This is a genomic window from Kitasatospora sp. NPDC022856 (assembly GCF_055561235.1).
The window spans coordinates 119,438-138,986 of record NZ_JBVHHE010000014.1 but is presented as its reverse complement, the minus strand read 5'-3'; the positions used below and the strand labels follow the sequence as shown (position 1 = coordinate 138,986).

Genomic DNA, 19,549 nt, shown 5'->3' with positions numbered 1-19,549 from the left:
GGTGGCGCGTCCCGCATTCCCGCAAGGGGAACGCGCCGACATCACCGACCGGTCCATGACGCCCGCCGAAGCGCCGGAGGTTTCCTTCGTCGGCGATCGGCTCCCCGTTCCGCGGCGTTCGGCTCGCCGTTGTGCCGCGTTCGGGTTCGACGCCGGTGGGCGTGGGCGGCGGGGCGGCCCGGTCGCGCGGCGCGGCACCACCGGCCCCACGACTCGGCCCGCCCGTCGTGGTGATGCGCACTCGTGCGAGTGCGGACGGCCCCCTGGGATCGGCGCAGTTCGTACGGGCGAGGACGCGTCCTCGTGTCCTGGCGGTTCCGGGTCCCGGTGGACTCCGCCGGGCGGCGCCCGACCGGGCCGGCCGGACCGCTACCGCGGGGTGGTGTCGTCCGCCACGAAGGGCCCGCCGTGGCCGGGCACGATCAGGTCCGCCGCGGCCAGCACCCGCAGCCGGGAGGTGCGCAGCACCTCGCGGTCCGGGGCCACCGGGTCGTCCGCCGGGCCGTCGGCGTGCCACCACAGGTCGCCGGCGAAGGCCACCACGCCCGAGTCCGTGCCCGCCAGCAGGGTGATGTCCTCGGGGCTGTGGCCCGGGGTGCGGATCAGCCGCAGCGACGGGGTGAGTTCGTAGCCCTCGGCGTCCCGGTTGGTCCAGTGGTCGCCCAGGTACTCGACCTTGTGGTCGTGCACCCGGGCCCGGCCGAAGAGGCCCACGTTCATGGTGTTGTCGGGGTGGTGGTGGCTGAGCACCACGTCGGTGATGTCGTCGGGGCCGAGGCCCAGTTCCGCGAGCGGGGCGAGGATGTGGTCACGGCTCGCCACCATGCCCGGGTCGAAGATCACGTGCCGTCCGGCGTCGGAGACGTAGGAGACGGTGGCGGCGACCCCGGGGCCGGTGGAGCCCACGTATCCGGTGGTCAGGACCTTGAAGGCGGCGCTGCGGCCGAGCGGTGCGTCTGTCATGGCTTCGATCCTTCCGGTCTTGACGGCGGCTCACGAGTGGCACGTCTGCCGGTGATCGCAGGATTCGTGCCAACCCTGTGCGACACTGCCTGCGTGCCGCCTTTCCGGACCGTCGCCGCCTACGTCCCGCCCGGCGTGGGCATGCTCGCCGTCGCCATCGTCACCGAGGTGTTCGGTCCGCACGGAGCGGCGGTGCCCGGTTTCGACTTCGCCCTCTGCTCCGACCGCCCCGGACCGGTGCCCACGGACTGCGGAGTGCCGCTCGCCGTCCCGCACGGACTGGACCGGTTCGCCGGCGCCGATCTGCTCATCGCGCTGCCCGGGGCCGGATTCCGTGAACCGCCCGCCCCCGCCGTGCTCGACGCGCTGCGGGCCGCGCACGCGCGCGGCGCCGTGGTCGCGGCCCACTGCGTCGGTACGTTCGCGCTCGCCGCCGCCGGACTGCTCACCGGCCGGCGGGCGACCACCCACTGGCGGTTCGCCGACCTGCTCGCCGGCCGCTACCCGGACGTCACGGTGGACCCGGACGCGCTCTACATCGACGACGGAGACGTCGTCACGGGTGCCGGAGCCGCCGCGGGTTTCGACCTCTGCCTCCACCTGCTGAGGCGGGAGTACGGCGCCGCCCTGGCCAACGCCGTCGCCCGCGACATGGTGCTGCCCTCCCACCGCGACGGCGGGCAGGCCCAGTACCTGGCCGCGCCCGTCCCCGGGAACGGTCAGGACGAGCGGCTCGCCGAGGTCCTCGGCTGGGCCCGCGAGCACCTCCACGAGCCCCTGCCCGTCACGGAACTGGCCCGCCGCGCCCTGATGAGCAGGCGCTCCTTCGCCCGCCGCTTCACCGCCGCGACCGGCACCACCCCGCACGCCTGGCTGCGGGACCTGCGCCTGAGCCGGGCCGAGGAACTCCTCGAAGCCACCGACCTGCCGGTCGAGGAGATCGCCCGCCGGGTCGGCTACGGTAGCGCCGCCGTCCTGCGCGAACAGTTCGTGCGGCGCCGGGGAGTCCCGCCCCGCGCCTACCGGCGCGCTTTCACCGGCACGCCGTGACGGCCCGGCAGGTCCGCCCCGGCCCCCGACGTCCACCGTCGCCCCACGCCCGGCGGACGTCCGGCCGTGCGCCCTACGGGGCACGAGGGCGTTCGCGGATGGCGGCCGTGCTGTCGGACCCTCCTCCCATCCCGGCCGCGGGTACGGGGACTCGCCGCTCCGGAGGGTGCGCAATCTTCGCAGAAGCGTCACAGCTGGGTCTGGAACCCTCACAGCCGGGCTGCCTAGGCTCCGCATGCGTACGACGACGTGCGCGGAGCCGCCGACGACCGGTGTGGGCCGGCCACCCCGGCAGCACGGGAAGACCACATGGACTACTGCGCACCCTGCCGCCGCCATCTGAACGGCGCGATGACCTGCCCCGGCTGCGGGGCCCCCGCGGCGACCCGGGAGACCCTGCCGGACGCGACTCTGACGCTGTCCCAGGGAGCACCGGCCGCCGTGCCACCGCCCGCTGTTCCCCCGCCTCCGGCGGCCGGCCGGTCCGCCGCACCGGCCCGGTCCCGGCGTTCCGGGCGCCGGCCGGCGCGGCGGGCCGGCGTGCTCGCGCTCTCCGTCGTCGGCCTGGCAGTCGCGGGGCTCGGTGTCGCGGCCCTCGCCGCGAACGGCAGTGAGGGCGCCTCGCCCGCGCCGGCCGCGGGCGGGCCGGTCGCGACGCCCACGCCGAGTGCCCCGACCTCCGCCGAGCCCCCCACCGCGACGGGCGTGACCACGGTCCCGGCCGCGCCGACCACACAGCGCACCGGCGCCAGCCGTACCGCCTCCGCCACCGCCCCGGCCACCAGGAGCACCGCCCCGGCCGCGCCGACGAGCAGTCGTGCCCCGGAGTCGCCGCCTCCCGTCCCGGCCGCTTCGAGCACGGCCCCGCCCACCGCCCCGCAGCCCTCGACGGCCGCTCCGCACCCCTCGGCCACCGTCACCGCGAAGCCGACGCCCACCTGCACGCCGTTCCTCTTCTGGTGCACCTAGCGGGCCGCCCGCCCGGTCAGTCGCCGGGGGCGGGCACGCAGTCCCGGCAGACCGGTTGCCCGTCCTCCTCACGGGAGAAGCGGCTGCGGTGGTGCACCATGAAGCACCGCGCGCAGGTGAACTCGTCCCCCTGGACGGGCACCACCTGGACGGTGAGCTCCTCCCCGGAGAGGTCGGCGCCCGGCAGCTCCACGGACTCCGCCTCCTCCGCCACGTCCACGTCCGGCGCCCCGCCGGAACGCTCGGCACGCTGCCTCTTCAACTCCTCGACGCTGTCGACCTCCTCGTCGTCGCTGTTCGTACGCGGGGCGTCGTAGTCGGTTGCCACTGCTGCACCTTCCGTCGGAGGGATCCGGTACGCGCGGGGGCGGACCGGATCGTCACGCCTCGGACCACTGTCCCCCGCGCCCGCCGATCACGCAGGCGGGGTCGGCGAGCGGGGCGTCCGCGACGGTCGCCGACGGCCCGCCGCCGCCGAACAAGCGAGGCCCTTGCCCCGGGCCGCCGGAAAGATTCGTACGAATAGGCGAGCGGCCCCCGGGGCAGTCGGGTGCTCGACACCGACTGCGGAGGTTCCGATGGTTCCCCTTCTTCTCGTTCTCCTGCTCGCTCTGCTCCTGTTCGGCGCCGGGTTCGCACTGAAGATTCTCTGGTGGGTGGCGATCGCCGTACTGGTGCTGTGGCTGGTGGGCTTCGTGGCCCGTGGTACGCACTCCTCGGGCCGGCGCCACCGGTGGTACCGCTGGTAGGTCACGCCCTCAGGATCCGGCCCGGGGGGGGGGGGGGGGCCCGGGGGGGGGGGCCCCCCCCCCGCCGCCGCGTGTCCGGACCAGGTCCTCCCCGAAAGGGTGGTCGCCGCGGCAGGCGGCCGTGCTGGGACGGCCCACCGGGGAGGGAAACGCCGGCCCGCCGCACCGGTGCGGCTCGGGCGTCGCCCGAATGATCGCCTGGAGTGGCAGTCGGCGTAATGCGGGCCAGGCTTGAACCGGGCAGATCCGTTTGCTTCCTTCGCCCGCCCGGCCCGGCGCCGGCCCGTTCCCCCGATCCAGGAGACCTCGATGTCCCGCCCCCTGACCATAACCCTGCCTGTCTCGGGGTCGGGTCCCGTACCCGACACCGCCGCCCCCGACCTCACCCCCGTTCCCCTGCGGGTGAACCAGCCGTCCCCCGTCCCGCTCGGCGGCGACCTCGCGGCGGCGATGATGAGCGCCGCGGCCAGCCGCCCGGTGGAGGAAGTCGCCGATCTGCTCTGCCACCTGAACCCGGCCCACACTCCGACCCTGGCCCCGGTCCTCCACGGAGCGGTCGCCGCCCGCCCGGTCGAGGACCTGGTCCGCCTCCTGATCCTCCTGAGACCCCGCGACAGCACCGGCGCCGACCAGATCCTGCGCGCCGCCGTCCTCACCAGACCCACGGGCGACGTCGCCCACCTCACCGCCCTGCTCGCGGCCGAAGCCGACAGCGGCATCCAGGCGGCCCTGCACGCGGCCGCGTCGCTGCGCCCGGTGGCCGATGTCGCCCACCTCGTCCAGCTGCTCCGGCCCGCTCCGGTCGCGGACCGGCCGGCCGGGCCCTCGACGAGCGGTGACGACACGGAACCCCTGGCGGCCGTCGCGGAGCAGGCCCCGCCCGACGCCGCCGCTCTGCCGCCGGCGCGGGTGCTGTCGAGGGCACGGCCCCGCGAGGAGCGCCCGCCGCTCCGGTGGCCCGCCGCCGCGGCCCTGGTGATGACGGGTGCGCTCCATGTGCCGCTGGTGGCCGCCCTCTGGGGCCAGAACCCGGACGTCTCGGTGGTCGCCGGCCTCAGCGCCCTGTGCCTGCTCCTCGCCGTCCCGCTCGGCGTGCGCGGCACGCCGTGGACGTGGATCGCCGGCGTCGTGCCGGCCGCGGCCGCGTTCGCCGGCTACCTGCTGTTCGACACCATGGTCCCCGTGCGGGTGGCGGTCGGCATCATCGAGTGGCAGGGCCGGTTCGGGCCGGCCGCGCTCGCCTGCGAGGCCGCCGTCCTCGTGCTGACGCTCACCCACGCGCTCACCCCCCGGCGTCGCCGTACAAGCGTCGGGGCCGGCCGCCGGGCCGTCCGTCGTACCTGACACCCGTGGCGGGCCGCGCGGGCGCGCGATCCGCTCGCCGTCGCGGCCCGGTGGCGCCGCCGCCCGGTGGGCGGCTCGCCCCGGATCGGCGCCCAGCCGCGGTGACCGCGCCCCGGCCCCACCCCTGTCGGGGGCGTGGGCCGGGGCGGGTGTGTGGGGGAGCGGCCTCAGGCCCGGGGACGCGGCCGCGCCGCCCTCCGGCCGGTGACGGCGGAGGGCGGCGCGGGGGTGGCCGGTCCGTCAGGTGGCGATGGTGGCGACGGGCTCCAGGCCGTAGGTGCGGGCGTAGCCGTTCTCGGTGCCGACGAGAAGATCGACGACCTCGAAGTAGCGGTCCCAGAACGGGGTTTCGCGCAGTGCGTCGATGAGCAGCTGGTAGGCGTGGTGGCTGTCGGCCTCCCACACCCAGACGTCGGTGACGCGCGCGGAGTAGAACTCCGTGTCGTAGAAGCGTGACCGGACACCGGTGGTCCTGGCCTCGATCGCGGGCAGGACCTGGGTGGTGAAGGCCTCGACGCGTTGCGGGACGGTCAGCGCGAGCCACTCGGGGGTGGTCTTGACGAGCATGAACGCCGTGACCGGCGGTTCGGTGACTTCAGCGGACATCGGGGTGCCTCCAGAGCGGCAGGTGGTCTCGGTACGTCGCGCCACCGGGGGTCCCGGCGGCGGACGGTGGGGCCTCGGGAGAGGCCGGCGGGGCCTCAGGAGAGGACGGCGGGCCTGAGGGTCCGGGCGCACCACTGCTCGAAGCCGGTGGGGGAGGCGGTGTCCGGAGTACGGACGACACCGGCGTCCAGGCCCTGGTCCTTGGCCCGCTTCATGTCGACGATGCCCCGGACGAACGCCTCGTCGAGGCCGTAGTGGACGAGGGTGGTGTACAGGTCGTCGAAGGCCTGGCGCTCGTAGCGGACCGGGCGGCCCAACTGCTCGGTCATGATGCGGGCCAGGTCGTTGGGGGACAGGTCCTGCGGCCCGAGGACGGGCACGCTGCCGTTGCCGGTCCACGAGCGGTCCAGCAGCAGACCGGCGGCGACGGCCGCGATGTCGGCGGCGGCGACCAACGGGGCCTTGCGGTCGGCGTCGACGACGTCGGTGAAGACGCCGGTCTCGCGGATCGAGTCGGCCTCCTCCAGCAGGTTCTCGAAGAAGGACGGGTTGGCCAGGGCCCGGTAGGCGACACCGCTGTGGGCGATGAGGTCGTCCAGCGCGAGCGAGGCGGTGACCAGGCCGGCCCGGTCGGCGAGCGGGGTGCCGCGGCCGAGCGCCGAGACGCCCACCACATGGCCGACGCCGTGGTCGGCGAGCGCCCGCACGGCGGGTCCGCTGAAGCCGCTGTAGGCGTCGTACGGGGTGAGGGAGGCGTCCGGCGGGGCGAGCCAGAAGACGGCGTCCGCGCCCCGGAAGGCCCGGTCGACGACCTCGGCGTCCCCGTGCGAGCCGGCGATCACCTCCACGCGTCCGCGCGCCGCGTCCGGAAGCCGGTCGGGGTCGCGCACGACGACGCGCAGTTCCTCGCCCGCGGCGGGCGCGGACTCCAGGAGCCGGGACAGCAGCGGACGGCCGATGTTGCCGGTGGGAGCGGTAATGACGATCATGAAAACCTCGTGGTTCGTGCCGGTCGGTAGGCCCCCATCCTGCTGAGGACTCCAGTGCTGCCACAATGGGAACTTCGGCACGCAATCATTGACTGAAATGGAATGATGCTGGTGAGCAGCCCGGATCCGGTCCTCGACGCCAATCTCGCCGTCGCGTTGGACGCCCTGCTGGCCGAGCACAGCGTGACCCGCGCCGCCGCCCGGCTGCACACCTCGCCCGCCGCCATGAGCCGCACGCTGGCCCGTCTGCGCCGCACGCTGCAGGATCCGCTGCTGGTCCGGGCCGGCCAGACCATGGTCCCCACCCCGCGCGCCCAGGCCCTGCGCGAGGAGGCCGCGGCCGTGGTGCAGCGCCTCGGAGTCCTGCTCAGCCCCGGGACCGGCGTCGACCCCGCCACCCTGCGCACCACCTTCACCCTCCAGGCGGCCGACCTGGTCGGCGCGGCCCTGGCCCCCGGGCTGCTGCGCCTGGCCGAGCGGGAGGCGCCGGGAGTCTCGTTCCGGCTCCTGGCCGAGGAGTTGGAGGCCGGCCCGGCCCTTCGTGACGGGCGGATCGACCTGGAGGTGGGGTCCATCGACCACGTGGACCCCGAGACCAGGGTCGAGGAACTGGTGGGCCTGCGAATGGTCGCGGCCGTCCGGCCCGGCCATCCGCTGACCGAAGGACCCCTGACCGCGGCTCGGCTCGCCGCCGCCCCGCACGTCGCGGTCAGCCGCCGGGGCCGGTTCACCGGCCCCCTCGACACCGCCCTGGCCGAGCAGGACCTGCGGCGGCGGGTCGGTGTCGTCCTCCCCAGCCACCTGGCCGCCATGACCCTCGCCGCCCGCAGTGACGTCGTCTGCCTCGTACCGGCCGCACTCCCCGGTGCCGCGCCCTCGCCCCTCACCGACGACGCGCTCGCCCTCGGACTGCGCCTGCTGGACATCCCGCTGGCACTGCCGCCCGTGACGATCGGCATGGCGTGGCACCCGCGCCACGCGGCCGACCGGGCCCACCACTGGCTGCGCGACGCCGTCCGCCGGACCTTGGGCCCACCTGGGAACTCCGCTGCCACCTGAGAGGCCGTCGGCCGTCCGCGTCGGCGATCGGTGGCCGGGGGGCTGTGCCGCCCCGGCCACGCCCGACGCATGGCAGCCGGGCGGGGCGGACCCAGGGCCGCCACCGGGGGGATGGCGACGGTCCTGGGAACCGCACGGGCGTCGCGCGCTGACCCCGACCGACCCGGGGGGATGGCCCGGTCGGGAGGTGCGACGCCCTGACGCCCTTCTGACCCCGATCACGTCGGGCAAACCCCGTCGGCCGACCGAGTTCGACACCGCCCCGCCACGATCCGGCGCGGCGGCGGCCGGGGGACCGGGCGGTCAGCGGATCACGGGAAGAACGACGTCCTGTCGCCGGGCCCGGCTCGCAGGGGCCTGCCACGACCCGCGTCCCGGCTGTACACCCGTGGATGACGCCGGGGGGACCGGTTGACAACGGTTCGGTCAATGGGTGGGACGGCGTGTCCGACCGGCTCTCTGGACGGTCGTCGAGTCACGTCCCGACATCGTACCGGTGCGGCCCGGCCGCCAAGGGCGGGGCCGGGCGGCTCGGGCTGGCATCGACGTTCTCATCGACCTGTTCCCATCGACCTGCGGAAGGCCGGGGCCCGGAATGACACTCTCGTCCGTACAACTGCTGTGGGCCGTCATCGGCGGTGTGGCACTGGTGTTCAGCGCCGTTCTGGTGGCGATCCTCCGCTTCAGGAACGGCAGGGCCGAGGACTCGGGTGACTCCTGGGAGCGCACCGAGGAGCGTCATCGGCGCAAGGAGATGGTCTACGGGATCTCCTCCTACGTCCTGCTGTTCTGCTGCGCAGGCGTCGCCGCCGCGCTCTCGTTCCACGGCCTGGTGGGCTTCGGTACGGAGAACCTGGGCCTGTCCGGCGGGTGGGAGTACCTCGTCCCGTTCGGCCTGGACGGCGCCGCGACGTTCTGCTCCGTACTCGCGGTGCGCGAGGCCAGTCACGGTGACGCCGCGTTCGGTTCGCGCCTGCTGGTCTGGGTGTTCGCGATCGCCTCGGCCTGGTTCAACTGGGTGCACGCCCCGCGCGGCGTGTCCCACGACGGCGCCCCGCAGTTCTTTTCCGGCATGTCCGTCTCGGCCGCGATCCTGTTCGACCGGGCGCTGAAGCAGACCCGCCGGGCCGCGCTGCGCGAGCAGGGCCTCGTCCCGCGCCCGCTGCCGCAGATCCGGATCGTCCGCTGGCTCCGGGCCCCGCGCGAGACGTTCGCGGTCTGGTCACTGATGCTGCTGGAGAACGTCCGCAGCCTCGACGAGGCCGTGGACGAGGTCCGAGAGGAGCGCCAGTCGAAGGAGGCCGCCAAGCTGCGCGCCCGCAGCGCGGCCCGGCGCGAACGGGCCGAGCTGAAGGCTATCACCCGTCGGGGTGGTGTGTTCGGCGGGCCGCTCCGCCGTGGCCGGCTCCACGGCGGAGCGGCCGCTGCCGGCTTGCCCGGTGCGGAAGCCGCCTCCGGCGACGAGCGCGTCACCGCGTTCGACTCCCGGCCCCTCCTGCCGTCCGCGGCACCCGGAGCCAAGGTTGATGGGCACCGCACCGGTGACGGTGGCCAGGGGTCCGCCGGCCCCGGTGCCGGGGACGGCCTTCAGGAGCTCCCTCAACTGGACCGGCTGGAAGTCAAGTTGCGCACCCTTGAGCAGCGGCTCGGGTGACGCAAGGCCGTCACCAGGACGCGCGGCGGCCCCGGCCGGGGCCGGTGTGCCGCGCTGTCGGTCGCGCTCTCAGGAGGGGAGGAGCTGCTCCGTCCAGATGCGCTTCCCGCTGGCTTCGTGCCGGGTGCCCCAGCGGTGGCAGAGCGCGGCGATCAACTGGAGGCCGCGTCCTCCCTCGTCGGTGTAGGAGGCGTGCCGGACATGGGGTGTGGTCGGGCTGTCGTCCATGACCTCGCAGATGAGGACGTCGGTGAGCAGCAGGCGGAGGTGGGCGGGGCCGTTGGCGTGCCGGACGACGTTGCCCACCAGTTCGCTGACGAGGAGTTCGCTGGTGGGTACCAGTTCGTTCAGCCCCCACTCGGTGAGTCGGTCGCGTGTGTGGTGTCTGGCCTCGCCGGCGGCCCGGGCCGAGTCCGACAGCTGCCAGGAGGCGATGTTGCGGCTCGGAATGCGGTGCGTGCGGGCGATGAGCAGGGCGGCGTCGTCGCAGGACTGTCCGGCGGGCAGCAGGCCGGAGACGACCGCGTCCCCGATCAGGTCGAGGCCCCTGGCGACCTCGCCGCGGTCGGTGTCGGGTGGCAGCCATCCGTCGGCGCCGGTGGCCGTGGTGAGAATGGCCGCGAGCCGGTCGATTCCCGTGCTCAGGTCGCAGGTTCGCGACTCGACCAGGCCGTCCGTGTACAGCACGATGTGGCTGTCGGCGGGGAGGTCGAGTTCGGTGGTGTCTAAGGGGGGTGTCGCCGTGCCCAGGGGCGGGTTGACGGCGATGTCCGGGAGCCGCACCGTGCCGTCGGGGTGCACGATGGCGGGCGGGGGCTGGCCGGCGCTGGTGAAGGTGCAGGTGGCCGGGGCAGGGTCATACACCGCGTAGAGGAAGGTCGCACAGAAGTCGTCGCCGAGGCCGCCGACGATGTCGTTCAGGTGGGCGACGAGTTCGTCGGGCGGCAGGTCGAGGGCGGCGAGGGTGTGCACCGCCGTGCGCAGGCGTCCCATCGTCACCGCTTCGGACAGTCCGTGGCCCATGACGTCGCCGATGGCCAGCGCGACCCGCCCCGAGCTGAGGGGGATGACGTCGTACCAGTCGCCCCCGATGTCGCCGCTGGTGGGAACGAATCGGGCGGTGGCGGTGACGGCCGGGAGGGAGGGCAGTGCGTGCGGGAGCATTCCGCGTTGCAGTTCCTTGGCCCGGGTGTAGTGGGCGTCGTAGAGGCGGGCTCGTTCCAGCGCTTGGGCGATGAGTGCGCCCAGTGCGCCCAGCAGCGCTCGCTCGCTGTTGTTCAGGTTCCGCCGCCGGCTCCAGCTGATGCAGCAGAACCCGATGAGGCGGCCGGAGACCATGAGCGGCAGGAAGGCCCAGGACTTCTTCCCTCCGGCGGCGACGAACTCCGTCGTCGCGGGGTAACTGGTGACCAACTCCTCCGGAGAGGGGAAGAAGAGGAGCGTGTGCGGATCGGCGATGATGTCGTGGACGGGAGTACCCTCCGCCGCGTCGGTGGGCCCGGCCCTGTTGAGGAGATCGGTGAACAGCGACGGGTACCCGGCACAGCCGACGGCCCGCAGGCGACCCTTCTCCAGGGCCTGGATGATCAGACCGGTGGCGTCGAACGGCGGCAGGACGTGTTCGGCGACGGTGCTGACCACGTCGTCCGCGGTGATGGCGCGGGCGAGGGCGCCGGTCAGCTGGGTGACGCGGGCGGAGTGTCCGGCGGCGTTGCGGCGTCGGTGCGGGGGGCGGTCGGTGACGTCGGTGAGGAAGACCAGGAAGCCTTCGGCGACCGGGATGAGCCGGAAGCGGTACCAACGCCCGGTCGATTCGAGGCGTCTCTCGTCCTCGACCGGCGCGCTGTCCGCCGTGGCCCGCCGGAAGAGGTTCCGCACTCCTGCCGTGACGGCTTGCGGCGCCGCGTTCCATAGCGTGCTGCCCAGCAGCGAGGACAAGGGGCCGAAGATCATTTCTGCTTCGGCGTTGGCGTACGTGACGTTCCAGTCCCGGTCACAGGCCAGCAGGGCGTCGCCCATGAAGTGCAGCGACCCGACCGGGGCGTCGCCCGCCCGGTGTGCCTCCACGGTCTCCGGGACCGCTCCGGCCGGGCGCGCACCACCTCGTGAGGGCGGCACCGAACTCATGTGATCACCTGCCCGTGGTACGTGGAGTCGGGTGCGGACGCTCGACGCTCCAGGGCGCGACGCCGGTCCGTGCGGCGTGATCGCTGCTGCTCGGGCGTGCCTCCGCGGTGTCCGGGCCGACGGTTCATGGGGTGCCGAGCCGATGAACCGCGTCCGGAGCGGTTCGGACGACCGGGTCCGGTGGATCCGAGCGCCCGACCCGGGCGTGGTGACCGGGTCATGGCCCGAGCCGTCGTTGTGGTCACGAAAGGTCGATGTGGTGCCGTTTCCGACATTTTACCGCGAACTACCCAATGGGTCGGCGGGGCGGTCGCGAAGTCCGGAGCCCGGCGGCCTGGGGTCGAGCCCGGCTCGCGACTTCGGCGGCATCGGCATCACCGGCCCTTCGCGCACGGTGGACACGCCGGTCGGCCGCTCCGGGCCCGCGGCATTGCGGACCAGTACGATCGGCGCCGGTGAAGCCGTGCGGGGCGGAACCGCGGACGGCGCCCGCCGGGACGCGCCTTCGTCGCCGGAGCCGCGCGGGAACCACCGCACGGCACGCCCGCCGGTCGAGCCGTTCCGCGCCGCTTCGGGGGCGTGACCTCGCCCTTCGCGCGGACCGCCCCAAGCCCCTGCCGTCCGCCCGTGCCCCTGGGAAGGAATCCGCCATGACCTACGCCGTGGACTTCGGCACCGTATCGACCGTCGGCCTGGAGTCGTCGCCCGTCGCGGACGCACTCGCCGGCCTGCGGGCGAACGAGGCCCGCTACTTCAAGAACAAGTACGACCACGTCTTCACCGTGGAACCCGCGGACCAGGCCGCGGAGGTCGTCGACTGGGTGCACCGGATCCTGCGGGAGGAACGCGAGATCGTCATCGCGTCCAGGCCCCTGGAGGCCACGTCCTTCCAGGTCGAGGACATCCGGATGGCCTACGTCTTCTACGAGAGCGGACTGTCGGTCAACGTGATGTACACCGTCGACGATGCCGGGAAGCGAGCGGTCGGGTTCAAGCTCTCGGACGGGATGGACGTTCCGGAGGAGCTCGCCCAGCGGTTCAAGTTCGCCCGCCAGAAGTCGAAGCTCGCCGGGACGATCCGCGGATCGTACTTCGTCATCAAGAACGAGTACTGAGCCGCGCCCGAGCCGGAAAGGGATCTTGCGGAACCCGACAAAGGGCCGGAGGCCTGCCGCTGTGGGCGCACCTCGTGAGCGGCGGTCGCCGGACCTGCCCGGCCGCCGTCGTCGGCGTCGCCGGCGGCCCCGGGGAGCTATGCGGACCGCGAAGCGCTGTGCCGGGGGCACGCGCAGGGCGGCCAGGTGCTCTTGGCGAGCGGCACCGGGGCGACGGGCGCGTACTCCTCCCGCCGCTCGACGGCGTCCAGCGGTCGCCCGTCGGCGTCCACCCGGTACGTGCGGATCCACATCCGCCCCGTCGTCCGGCCGGACCTCGCCGTGGGCCTCCCGCCGCGGACCGGGCCGTCGCCGGTACTGCTGACCATGGAACCCTCCTCTGACCGCCTCGGCCTTGAGTTCAACAAGTGGACGAACAAACTGTTCGATTGGCCTCTGCTTCCTTGAAGGTACGCCAGGGCCCGCCGATTCCGAAGGATTCCGCAGCACCTTCTCAGTCGATCATTCGACTCATGAAGCAAGCCGCCGCCGAGGGTGATGGAGCGAATACGGTAGGTGAGAGCGCGTCCCGGCCGAGTCCTGCGCCCCGCCCGCCGCGCGGGCGGGGGCGTTCGGCTGGGCCGCGACCGGGCGCCGCAGCCGTTCGGCGGCGGTCAGGAGGTGCGGACGAGGGTGTCGTCCACGGTGAAGGTGGTCTGGAGCGAAGGGTCCTCGGTACCGGTGAACGTGATCGTCACGGTCCGGCCGGCGAACGCGGACAGGTCGTAGCCGCGCAGGGTGTAGCCGGGAGCGGCGTCGAGGTTGCTGAAGGCGGCCAGCGTGGTGCCGTCGGCCGACACCGTCAGCCTGTCGTACGCGGTCGCCCCGGACTCGGCGGTGCCGATGTGCAGGTGGAAGCCGAGGGTGGCGCGGCAGCCGGCCGCGAGGGCGACCGACTGGGACAGCGTGTCGGTGTGGGACGAGCCGTAGCCGCCGAGCCAGGCCTTCCAGCCGCCGCTGTGGGCGGGCTCCCGACCGGCGTTGTCGATGACGCCGGCGGTCGTGGTCCAGGGCGCGGCACTGCCGGTCTCGAAGCCGGGATTGCCGAGCAGCTGGATGCCGGTACAGCTGTCGCCGGTGCCGGTGGCCGTCCACCCGGAGGAGGGCGATCCGGACGCGTCGGAGGTGGCGGCCGCTGCGCCGGGCGGGGCGACGGCGAGCAGGCCGGTGGCCGCCACGGCGAGCGCGGGCAGGACGGCGAGGAGTTCGCGCGGCCGCGACGGACGCGGGCTGCGGGGGGAGTGGTGGCGCAAAGGTCGGCCCTCCGTGGGACGAGGGCGCGGCCGGTGCCGGCGGGGGTGCGCGCCGGTACGGGCTCGGGCCCGTGCTGACGGTACTCGGCATGTGCGGGCCGGCCCCGGCGGTCGGCCGCGGGCCGGCTGGTGCGGCGCGCTGTACGGGGACCGGGGCGCCCCGAGTCTGAGGGGCGCCTCTCGTTGTCGGGGTCAAGACATGCGTGCGGGATGTGGGCGGACCCACCATCTGCTGAAGTGGCCATGACGTTACTGACGGGCCGTCGGATCCCTCAAGGAGCTGCGCACAGCCTTTACCGCGCCTTGCCCATGACTTGCCCGGCGGATGGGGCGGGGTTCGCCCGGCCGGCCGGCCGGAGCGGTGCCCGGCCGGTGTGCACCCCGTCCCCGAATCGGCATCGCGGCAGCCGGGTTGGGGTTAGCCTGTCGATATGGTTGCAAACTACAAAGAAGAAGTGGCCATGTACGACGCGGAGTTCGTCAGCGCCCCCGCGCTGATCCTCCGGTCCCTCGCCCGCGACCCCGATCGGCCGGCCGTCACCACCGCCGACGGTGCCACGATCACCGCGGGCGAACTGGTCGACGCCACCTACCGCCTGGCCCAGGAACTCCTCGCCCGGGGCGTCACCCGGGGCTCTACCGTCTCGCTGCTCACCGGCAACACACCCGAGGCGCTCAGTGCCCGTTACGCCGCCGGACTCGCCGGCGCCCGGCTGGTCAACCTGTACGACGGCATGAGCGCCCCGGTGCTCGCCGAGATCGTCACGAGCGTCGACACCGCCGTCCTCCTCGTGGATGCCGAACGGTACGCGACCGCACCCGAGTTGCTCGCCCTGGTCGACGTGCCGACCGTGCTGACCCTGGGCCCCGGCCCGGGGGTGGTCGGCGGGGACGCGATCGGTGAGGACGTGATCGCCGCCGCCGCCCGCCGGCCCGCCGAGCCCCCGGCCGTGCGGGTCGGCCCGGACGACGACCTGGGCATCCGGCACACCGGTGGTACCACGGGCATCCCGAAGGGCATCCTCAGTCTGCACGGCCCCTACCGCAGGGTCTTCGACGTCCCGTTCGGCCCGCAGGGTGACAAGCGCCGCCTCCTGGCGGCCACCTCGCTGGCCCATCTCGCGGGCGTGCTGGCCGATCTGACGCTGTACCACGGCGGCTCGGTGTTCCTGCAGCGCTCCTTCGACCCCGGAGAGGTGCTGGCCGCCGTCGAGCGCGAACGCATCACCGATCTGTGGGTCCTGCCTCCGCTGCTCTACCGGCTGCTGGACCACCCGGCGATCACCGGCACCGACCTGTCCAGCCTGGAGCGGATCCTGTACGGCGGCTGCGTCGCTTCACCGACCCGGGTCCGCGAGGCGATCAAGGTGTTCGGGCCGATCCTGGCGAGCGGCTACGGGATGTCGGAGGCGCAGAACATCGCCGCCCTCGGCCCGCACGAGCACGACCGGGTCGGGCACGGCGGCCGGCTCTCCGTCGGCCGCCCCCTCCCGGGCGTCGAGGTGGCGATCCGCTCCGGCGACGGCACCGAGCTGCCGGCCGGTGAGCTGGGCGAGATCCACGTCCGCTCGCGCACCCTCATGGCGGGGTACTGGAAGCGGCCCGACCTCACCGCCGAGGTGCTGCGCGAGGGCTGGCTGAACACCGGCGACATCGGCCACCTCGACCAGGACGGCTTCCTCTACCTGGCCGACCGCCTCACCGACAAGATCATCGTGGTCGGCGGGCACGTCTACCCCTCCGAGCTGGAGGACCTGCTCCTCACCCACCCGGCCGTCGCCGAGTGCGTCGTCCTCGGCCTGCGCGACGCCCAGCAGGCCGAACACGTCCACGCCGTGGTCGTCCCCGCCCCGGGACACCGCCCGGAGCTGGACGAGATCCGGGCCTTCGTCACCGCCCGCCAGGGCCGCATCTACGCCCCGGAGGCCCTGCACCTGGTGCCCGAGATCCCGCTCACCCCCGTGGGCAAGCCGGACAGGAAGCGCCTGCGCGACACCCTCCCGGGCTGACCGGGCCCGGGTGTGGCGCTCGCTCCGCACCGGAGGAGGGCGCCACACCCGGCGGGCGCGAGGACCGTCTCCCGGTCCCGGCGAGACGATCGAGGGTCGGCGCGGGGTGTCGGCGGGCGCTGCCCGGGTTCCGGTCGCCGTCGGTGCCTGCGAGCATGAGGGTGGTCTCCTCGATGCGGCGGACGCGGCCGTCGGGGGCGAGCTCGTCGTGGACCTCGACGGAGCCGCCGGGCACGACCGTGCGCAGCGCACGCGATTCCCCGGGGGATGAAACGGCCGCCGGGGTCTACCAGTTCGCCCAGGGGAGGTTCCAGCCGCCCAGTCCGTTGTCGGGCGCCACGGTCTTCTCCTTGGTGTTCACGACCGTGACCAGGTCGCCGATCAGGGAGTTGTTGAAGAACGCCCCCGCGACGGAGGTGTCGCTGCCGCCCTCCACGTCCTTGAGCGAGACGCAGCCGTGGCTGGTGTTCGCCTTGCCGAACGGGTCGCCCTTGTACCAGTAGTTGCCGTGGAGGTAGGTGCCGCTGCTGGTGAGCCGCATCGCGTGCGGGGCGGCGGGGATGTCGTACTCGTCGCCGAGGCCGACCGTCCGGGAGTTCATGTGGGTGACCTTCTCCTTGGACATGATCACCATGGTGCCGCCCCACGAGGGGTGCTTGTCGTCGCCGAGCGTGGCGGGCACGGTGGTGCTCCTGCCGTCCCGGACGGTCGTCAATGTGTGGGCGGCCGAGTCGGCCGTGGAGACCTGGGAGCGGCCGACGGTGAACGGTTCGTCCTTGTCCACGTCGCCGTAGACGCCGGGCGAGACCTCGACGCTCTTCAGCCGGTAGTGGATCGTCACCTTGGTACCGGGCTTCCAGTAGTCGGCGGGGCGGAAGTCCAGCCGGTCGTCGCCGAACCAGTGCCCCTTCACCTCGGTGCCGTTGTCGGTCTCGAAGGTGATGCCCTTGGCGACGGCGTCCTTGTTCGTGATCTTCTTGCTGAACTCCACCTTGACGATCATGCCCACGCCGTAGGTCTGGCCGTCGGCGATGTTGTCGTTGGTGGAGACCTGCTTGTCGGGCGTGCGGGTGGTGAAGGTGCTCGTGGAGGCGGCCGCGAGGCCGTCGGCGTCCAGCGCCTGGGCGTTCACCGTGTACGCGGTGCCGGGGGCGAGTGCGGCGGCCGGCTTCCAGCCGGTGCCGTCCGCACTGATCGAGCCGGGGACGGGCTTGCCGTTCTTGTCGGTCACGTCGACGTTGGTGAGCCTGCCGTGGGAGACGGACACCTGGAGCGCGTCCGGTGCGACGCCCCGGGCGCCGTCCTTCGGCGCGACGTCCAGCACGGCGGCCGAGGTCTTGGGCAGGGCCGTGGCCGTGGCCGTGGCCGCCGGCCCGTCGGCGGCGGCGGTGCCCGCTGCCCGGGGGGCCTCGTCGCCCTTGCCCCCGTCGTCGCCGCAGGCCGCGGTCAGCAGCAGGATGCCGCCCATCGTCAGCGCCACCGCGCCGCGGTTGAAACGGTCGCCGGGGCGTATCGCGGTCCGGGGTGCCTGAACAGTGCTCACTTGTGCTCCTCTTCGGTGTTCGCCGGAAGCTTCTCGGCCGCTTCGTCCCAGCCGCAACGGCAGCCGGGCGGTCTGGGACGCGGGGACGGCTTTACCGGCTTTGAGCTGGGAGGACGTAACCTTCCTGGGACGCGTCCACGGGACGGCGCAACGGCGAGACCTGCCTCGGGAACCGTGGGACGGTGCGTGGCGTGCTTCTCTTCCGAAGATCGCTTCACGGTTATCCGGCCGCGGCGGGGCGCCACAGCGCCGAGTCCGACCGCCGGAAGCGGCCGGAGACCGTACGGCGCGAGCACTGCGGACAGGGAAGAGCGGGGCGGAGGAACGGTGGCGGAGGGGTTGGGGGAGATGGGGGAGCGGGACGAGCTCGCCCGGCTGCTCGGGGAGCTGAAGAGCCGCTCGGGGCTCAGCTACGGGGCGCTGGCGAAGAGGCTGCATCTGAGCACCTCGACGCTCCACCGTTACTGCACCGGCGACGTGGTACCGACGGAGTTCGCCCCGCTGGACCTCCTCGCGCGGCTGTGCAGGGCGACGCCGGAGGAACTGGTCGAGCTGTACCGACTGTGGGTCATCGTCCACGCGGCGCGGGGGAGCAGGACGTCACCGGGGTCCGGACCGGCCGATCCGGCGGGGACTCGGACGGAAGCGGCGGCCTCGGTCGCGCCGGTGATCTCGGTGACGCCGGAGGCTCCGGACCCGGCAGGTGCCGCCGAGGTGGTGCCGGTGGTCGCCGACCGCGTCGGACCGGACCCGGTTCCCGGGGCCGCGCAGCGGCTCAGGCGGCTCCGCCGGCGGGGAATCCTGGCCGCGGTGACGGTCACCGCGGTGCTGGCCGCCGTCGGGGCCGTCGCCACGGGGCTGGAGTCGTCCGCGGGCTCCCCGGCCCCGGGCGCTGACGACTCGCCGTCCGCCTCCGCCCCGGTCTCCGCCCCGGTCTCCGCCTCCGCCCCGGTCTCCGCCTCCGCCCCTGCCTCCCCGTCCGCCGGAGCGGGTCCGGGCTCGCCGGGGCCGACCGGCGGGGCGGACACGAGCCCCCCGTTCACGGTCTCGGTCCGGCCGTCCGGCTGGGACACCGCCTGCGACCAGTACGTGGTGGACCGCCCGCCGTCCGAGGTCCCCCGCCCGCCCGAGCTGCCGGACGTGGCGGGCTGGGTCTCCCAGGTCGGCGCGGTTCCTGGGCACTACCAGTCGATCGAGGTCGTCGTGCAGGGCACCGGCAAGGACACCGTGGTGCTCTCGAAGCTCAACGTCCGGGTCGTCCGGATCGGACCTCCCCTCGCCTGGAACGCCTACTCCATGGGCGAGGGCTGCGGCAGCGGAGTCGACGTCCACTCCTACGACCTCGATCTGGACGCGGCCCACCCGCGGGCGGTGGTGACCGAGGGCAGCACCGGTCTGCCGGTCAAGGTGAGCGAGAACGACCCGGAGGTCATCGAGGTCTCCGCCGAGACCACCTCGCACGAGGTGAGCTGGTACCTCGAACTGGAGTGGTCGAGCGGCGACCGGAAGGGGACGGTCCCGGTCGACCTGGGCCACGGCACGCCGTTTCGCACCAGCGCGGTGAAGGGCCGGCCGCTGTTCGTCTACCCGATCGGCGGGCACGCCTGGGAGCCGAGTCCGTTCCAGCAGTGACGGCGGCCCGGCGCGCCGCGTACGGACGGCAGCGGGGAGTCTGAGCCGGCTCGGCATGGGCCCGGAGGTGTGGGGCAGACGGCCGGTGTCCGCTCCGGAACCCCTGGGAGGCGCACATGACCGTGAACCTCGTGCTGTTGCTCGGCCCGCTGGTGCTGGCGGCGATCCTGGCCGCCACGGCTCCGTCCCCGGCGCACCACCACCGGCGGCCACGGGCGGCGGTGGTCCGGGACGACCGGATCCCCAGGCCGAGGCACGCCAGGCCCTCCCGTCGGGGTGGTTCCGCCTGACAGCCGCTCGCTCCGGAGCCTGACGTCGGCTGGCTCCGGAACTCCCCACGTCCAGGGCGCGGTCGTACGCGCCGCGGACGTGGGTCGACGCAGGGCGAGTGCCCGGACGAACCGCTGCGTGTGCTCGGACTCGCCGTCCCGGAGCCGTCCCGGAGCCG

At 73.8% G+C, this 19,549-nt stretch carries 18 protein-coding genes and 1 pseudogene; 10 read left to right on the top strand and 9 right to left on the bottom strand.

Annotated elements, in window-relative coordinates; translation table 11 throughout:
- Window positions 1–369: 369 nt before the first annotated feature.
- Window positions 370–963: an MBL fold metallo-hydrolase gene (locus tag ACZ34W_RS19515; RefSeq protein ID WP_465605686.1), complete on the bottom strand. Its 594-nt coding sequence runs from the start codon at window positions 961–963 to the stop codon at window positions 370–372.
- Between the two features lie 141 nt (window positions 964–1,104).
- On the opposite strand from ACZ34W_RS19515, the gene ACZ34W_RS19510 reads away from it, so the two are divergent.
- Both ACZ34W_RS19510 and ACZ34W_RS19505 read left to right on the top strand, forming a co-directional pair.
- The gene (locus ACZ34W_RS19510) at window positions 1,105–2,013 is read left to right on the top strand and encodes a GlxA family transcriptional regulator (protein WP_465605843.1); all 909 of its coding nucleotides are present in this window, start codon (window positions 1,105–1,107) and stop codon (window positions 2,011–2,013) included.
- Between the two features lie 540 nt (window positions 2,014–2,553).
- On the top strand, window positions 2,554–2,982 hold the full coding sequence (locus tag ACZ34W_RS19505; protein WP_465605684.1) for a hypothetical protein: 429 nt from the start codon (window positions 2,554–2,556) through the stop codon (window positions 2,980–2,982).
- A 16-nt stretch (window positions 2,983–2,998) separates the two neighbouring features.
- Here the strand turns inward: ACZ34W_RS19505 and ACZ34W_RS19500 are convergent, their stop codons facing one another.
- Window positions 2,999–3,310 (bottom strand): DUF4193 domain-containing protein, encoded by a 312-nt coding sequence (locus ACZ34W_RS19500; RefSeq protein WP_465605682.1) that lies wholly within the window; start codon window positions 3,308–3,310, stop codon window positions 2,999–3,001.
- A 250-nt stretch (window positions 3,311–3,560) separates the two neighbouring features.
- Here ACZ34W_RS19500 and ACZ34W_RS19495 point away from each other — a divergent pair, with 250 nt between their 5' ends.
- Both ACZ34W_RS19495 and ACZ34W_RS19490 read left to right on the top strand, forming a co-directional pair.
- Window positions 3,561–3,731, top strand: a complete 171-nt coding sequence (locus ACZ34W_RS19495) for a hydrophobic protein (protein WP_329485246.1) — start codon at window positions 3,561–3,563, stop codon at window positions 3,729–3,731.
- Window positions 3,732–4,040: 309 nt separating this feature from the next.
- Window positions 4,041–5,075, top strand: coding sequence for a hypothetical protein (locus ACZ34W_RS19490; RefSeq protein WP_465605680.1), 1,035 nt, complete (start codon window positions 4,041–4,043; stop codon window positions 5,073–5,075).
- A gap of 240 nt (window positions 5,076–5,315) precedes the next feature.
- Here the strand turns inward: ACZ34W_RS19490 and ACZ34W_RS19485 are convergent, their stop codons facing one another.
- On the bottom strand, window positions 5,316–5,681 hold the full coding sequence (locus ACZ34W_RS19485; RefSeq protein ID WP_329485244.1) for a darcynin family protein: 366 nt from the start codon (window positions 5,679–5,681) through the stop codon (window positions 5,316–5,318).
- Between the two features lie 95 nt (window positions 5,682–5,776).
- Window positions 5,777–6,670 carry an NAD(P)H-binding protein gene (locus tag ACZ34W_RS19480; protein WP_465605678.1) on the bottom strand — a complete coding sequence of 298 codons (894 nt, stop codon included), beginning with the start codon at window positions 6,668–6,670 and terminating at the stop codon, window positions 5,777–5,779.
- A 102-nt stretch (window positions 6,671–6,772) separates the two neighbouring features.
- Between ACZ34W_RS19480 and ACZ34W_RS19475 the strand changes: the two genes are divergently transcribed.
- On the top strand, window positions 6,773–7,729 hold the full coding sequence (locus ACZ34W_RS19475) for a LysR family transcriptional regulator (RefSeq protein ID WP_465605676.1): 957 nt from the start codon (window positions 6,773–6,775) through the stop codon (window positions 7,727–7,729).
- 595 nt (window positions 7,730–8,324) lie between these two features.
- Window positions 8,325–9,383: a DUF2637 domain-containing protein gene (locus ACZ34W_RS19470; RefSeq protein WP_465605674.1), complete on the top strand. Its 1,059-nt coding sequence runs from the start codon at window positions 8,325–8,327 to the stop codon at window positions 9,381–9,383.
- Between the two features lie 69 nt (window positions 9,384–9,452).
- Here ACZ34W_RS19470 and ACZ34W_RS19465 read toward each other — a convergent pair whose 3' ends face one another.
- Window positions 9,453–11,510, bottom strand: coding sequence for a SpoIIE family protein phosphatase (locus ACZ34W_RS19465; protein ID WP_465605672.1), 2,058 nt, complete (start codon window positions 11,508–11,510; stop codon window positions 9,453–9,455).
- A gap of 650 nt (window positions 11,511–12,160) precedes the next feature.
- Between ACZ34W_RS19465 and ACZ34W_RS19460 the strand changes: the two genes are divergently transcribed.
- Window positions 12,161–12,625: a phage tail protein gene (locus ACZ34W_RS19460; RefSeq protein ID WP_329485240.1), complete on the top strand. Its 465-nt coding sequence runs from the start codon at window positions 12,161–12,163 to the stop codon at window positions 12,623–12,625.
- 137 nt (window positions 12,626–12,762) lie between these two features.
- Here the strand turns inward: ACZ34W_RS19460 and ACZ34W_RS19455 are convergent, their stop codons facing one another.
- The gene (locus ACZ34W_RS19455; RefSeq protein WP_329485239.1) at window positions 12,763–12,993 is read right to left on the bottom strand and encodes a hypothetical protein; all 231 of its coding nucleotides are present in this window, start codon (window positions 12,991–12,993) and stop codon (window positions 12,763–12,765) included.
- 285 nt (window positions 12,994–13,278) lie between these two features.
- On the bottom strand, window positions 13,279–13,917 hold the full coding sequence (locus ACZ34W_RS19450) for a hypothetical protein (RefSeq protein WP_465605670.1): 639 nt from the start codon (window positions 13,915–13,917) through the stop codon (window positions 13,279–13,281).
- A 431-nt stretch (window positions 13,918–14,348) separates the two neighbouring features.
- Between ACZ34W_RS19450 and ACZ34W_RS19445 the strand changes: the two genes are divergently transcribed.
- Entirely contained in the window at window positions 14,349–15,926 is a 1,578-nt protein-coding gene (locus ACZ34W_RS19445) for an AMP-binding protein (protein WP_465605668.1), read from the top strand.
- A 112-nt stretch (window positions 15,927–16,038) separates the two neighbouring features.
- On the opposite strand, the pseudogene ACZ34W_RS19440 reads toward ACZ34W_RS19445, so the two are convergent.
- Together ACZ34W_RS19440 and ACZ34W_RS19435 are read right to left on the bottom strand one after the other, a co-directional pair.
- A pseudogene (locus ACZ34W_RS19440) lies at window positions 16,039–16,173 on the bottom strand (nuclear transport factor 2 family protein); the annotation flags it as partial.
- 39 nt (window positions 16,174–16,212) lie between these two features.
- The gene (locus tag ACZ34W_RS19435; protein WP_465605666.1) at window positions 16,213–17,469 is read right to left on the bottom strand and encodes a L,D-transpeptidase; all 1,257 of its coding nucleotides are present in this window, start codon (window positions 17,467–17,469) and stop codon (window positions 16,213–16,215) included.
- 348 nt (window positions 17,470–17,817) lie between these two features.
- Between ACZ34W_RS19435 and ACZ34W_RS19430 the strand changes: the two genes are divergently transcribed.
- Together ACZ34W_RS19430 and ACZ34W_RS19425 are read left to right on the top strand one after the other, a co-directional pair.
- Window positions 17,818–19,101, top strand: a complete 1,284-nt coding sequence (locus ACZ34W_RS19430; RefSeq protein ID WP_465605664.1) for a helix-turn-helix domain-containing protein — start codon at window positions 17,818–17,820, stop codon at window positions 19,099–19,101.
- A gap of 116 nt (window positions 19,102–19,217) precedes the next feature.
- Complete coding sequence (locus ACZ34W_RS19425; RefSeq protein WP_465605662.1) at window positions 19,218–19,391, top strand: hypothetical protein; 174 nt, start codon at window positions 19,218–19,220, stop codon at window positions 19,389–19,391.
- Window positions 19,392–19,549 lie beyond the last annotated feature (158 nt).

What these genes read in the sequence shown, in the direction of transcription:
- ACZ34W_RS19425 (WP_465605662.1), top strand. Translation starts at nt 19,218, where the DNA reads ATGACCGTGAACCTCGTGCTGTTGCTCGGCCCGCTGGTGCTGGCGGCG.
- ACZ34W_RS19510 (WP_465605843.1), top strand. Translation starts at nt 1,105, where the DNA reads ATGCTCGCCGTCGCCATCGTCACCGAGGTGTTCGGTCCGCACGGAGCG.
- ACZ34W_RS19465 (WP_465605672.1), bottom strand. Translation starts at nt 11,510, where the DNA reads ATGAGTTCGGTGCCGCCCTCACGAGGTGGTGCGCGCCCGGCCGGAGCG.
- ACZ34W_RS19460 (WP_329485240.1), top strand. Translation starts at nt 12,161, where the DNA reads ATGACCTACGCCGTGGACTTCGGCACCGTATCGACCGTCGGCCTGGAG.
- ACZ34W_RS19490 (WP_465605680.1), top strand. Translation starts at nt 4,041, where the DNA reads ATGTCCCGCCCCCTGACCATAACCCTGCCTGTCTCGGGGTCGGGTCCC.
- ACZ34W_RS19430 (WP_465605664.1), top strand. Translation starts at nt 17,818, where the DNA reads ATGGGGGAGCGGGACGAGCTCGCCCGGCTGCTCGGGGAGCTGAAGAGC.
- ACZ34W_RS19480 (WP_465605678.1), bottom strand. Translation starts at nt 6,670, where the DNA reads ATGATCGTCATTACCGCTCCCACCGGCAACATCGGCCGTCCGCTGCTG.
- ACZ34W_RS19455 (WP_329485239.1), bottom strand. Translation starts at nt 12,993, where the DNA reads ATGGTCAGCAGTACCGGCGACGGCCCGGTCCGCGGCGGGAGGCCCACG.
- ACZ34W_RS19515 (WP_465605686.1), bottom strand. Translation starts at nt 963, where the DNA reads ATGACAGACGCACCGCTCGGCCGCAGCGCCGCCTTCAAGGTCCTGACC.
- ACZ34W_RS19485 (WP_329485244.1), bottom strand. Translation starts at nt 5,681, where the DNA reads ATGTCCGCTGAAGTCACCGAACCGCCGGTCACGGCGTTCATGCTCGTC.
- ACZ34W_RS19445 (WP_465605668.1), top strand. Translation starts at nt 14,349, where the DNA reads ATGGTTGCAAACTACAAAGAAGAAGTGGCCATGTACGACGCGGAGTTC.
- ACZ34W_RS19470 (WP_465605674.1), top strand. Translation starts at nt 8,325, where the DNA reads ATGACACTCTCGTCCGTACAACTGCTGTGGGCCGTCATCGGCGGTGTG.
- ACZ34W_RS19495 (WP_329485246.1), top strand. Translation starts at nt 3,561, where the DNA reads ATGGTTCCCCTTCTTCTCGTTCTCCTGCTCGCTCTGCTCCTGTTCGGC.
- ACZ34W_RS19475 (WP_465605676.1), top strand. Translation starts at nt 6,773, where the DNA reads ATGATGCTGGTGAGCAGCCCGGATCCGGTCCTCGACGCCAATCTCGCC.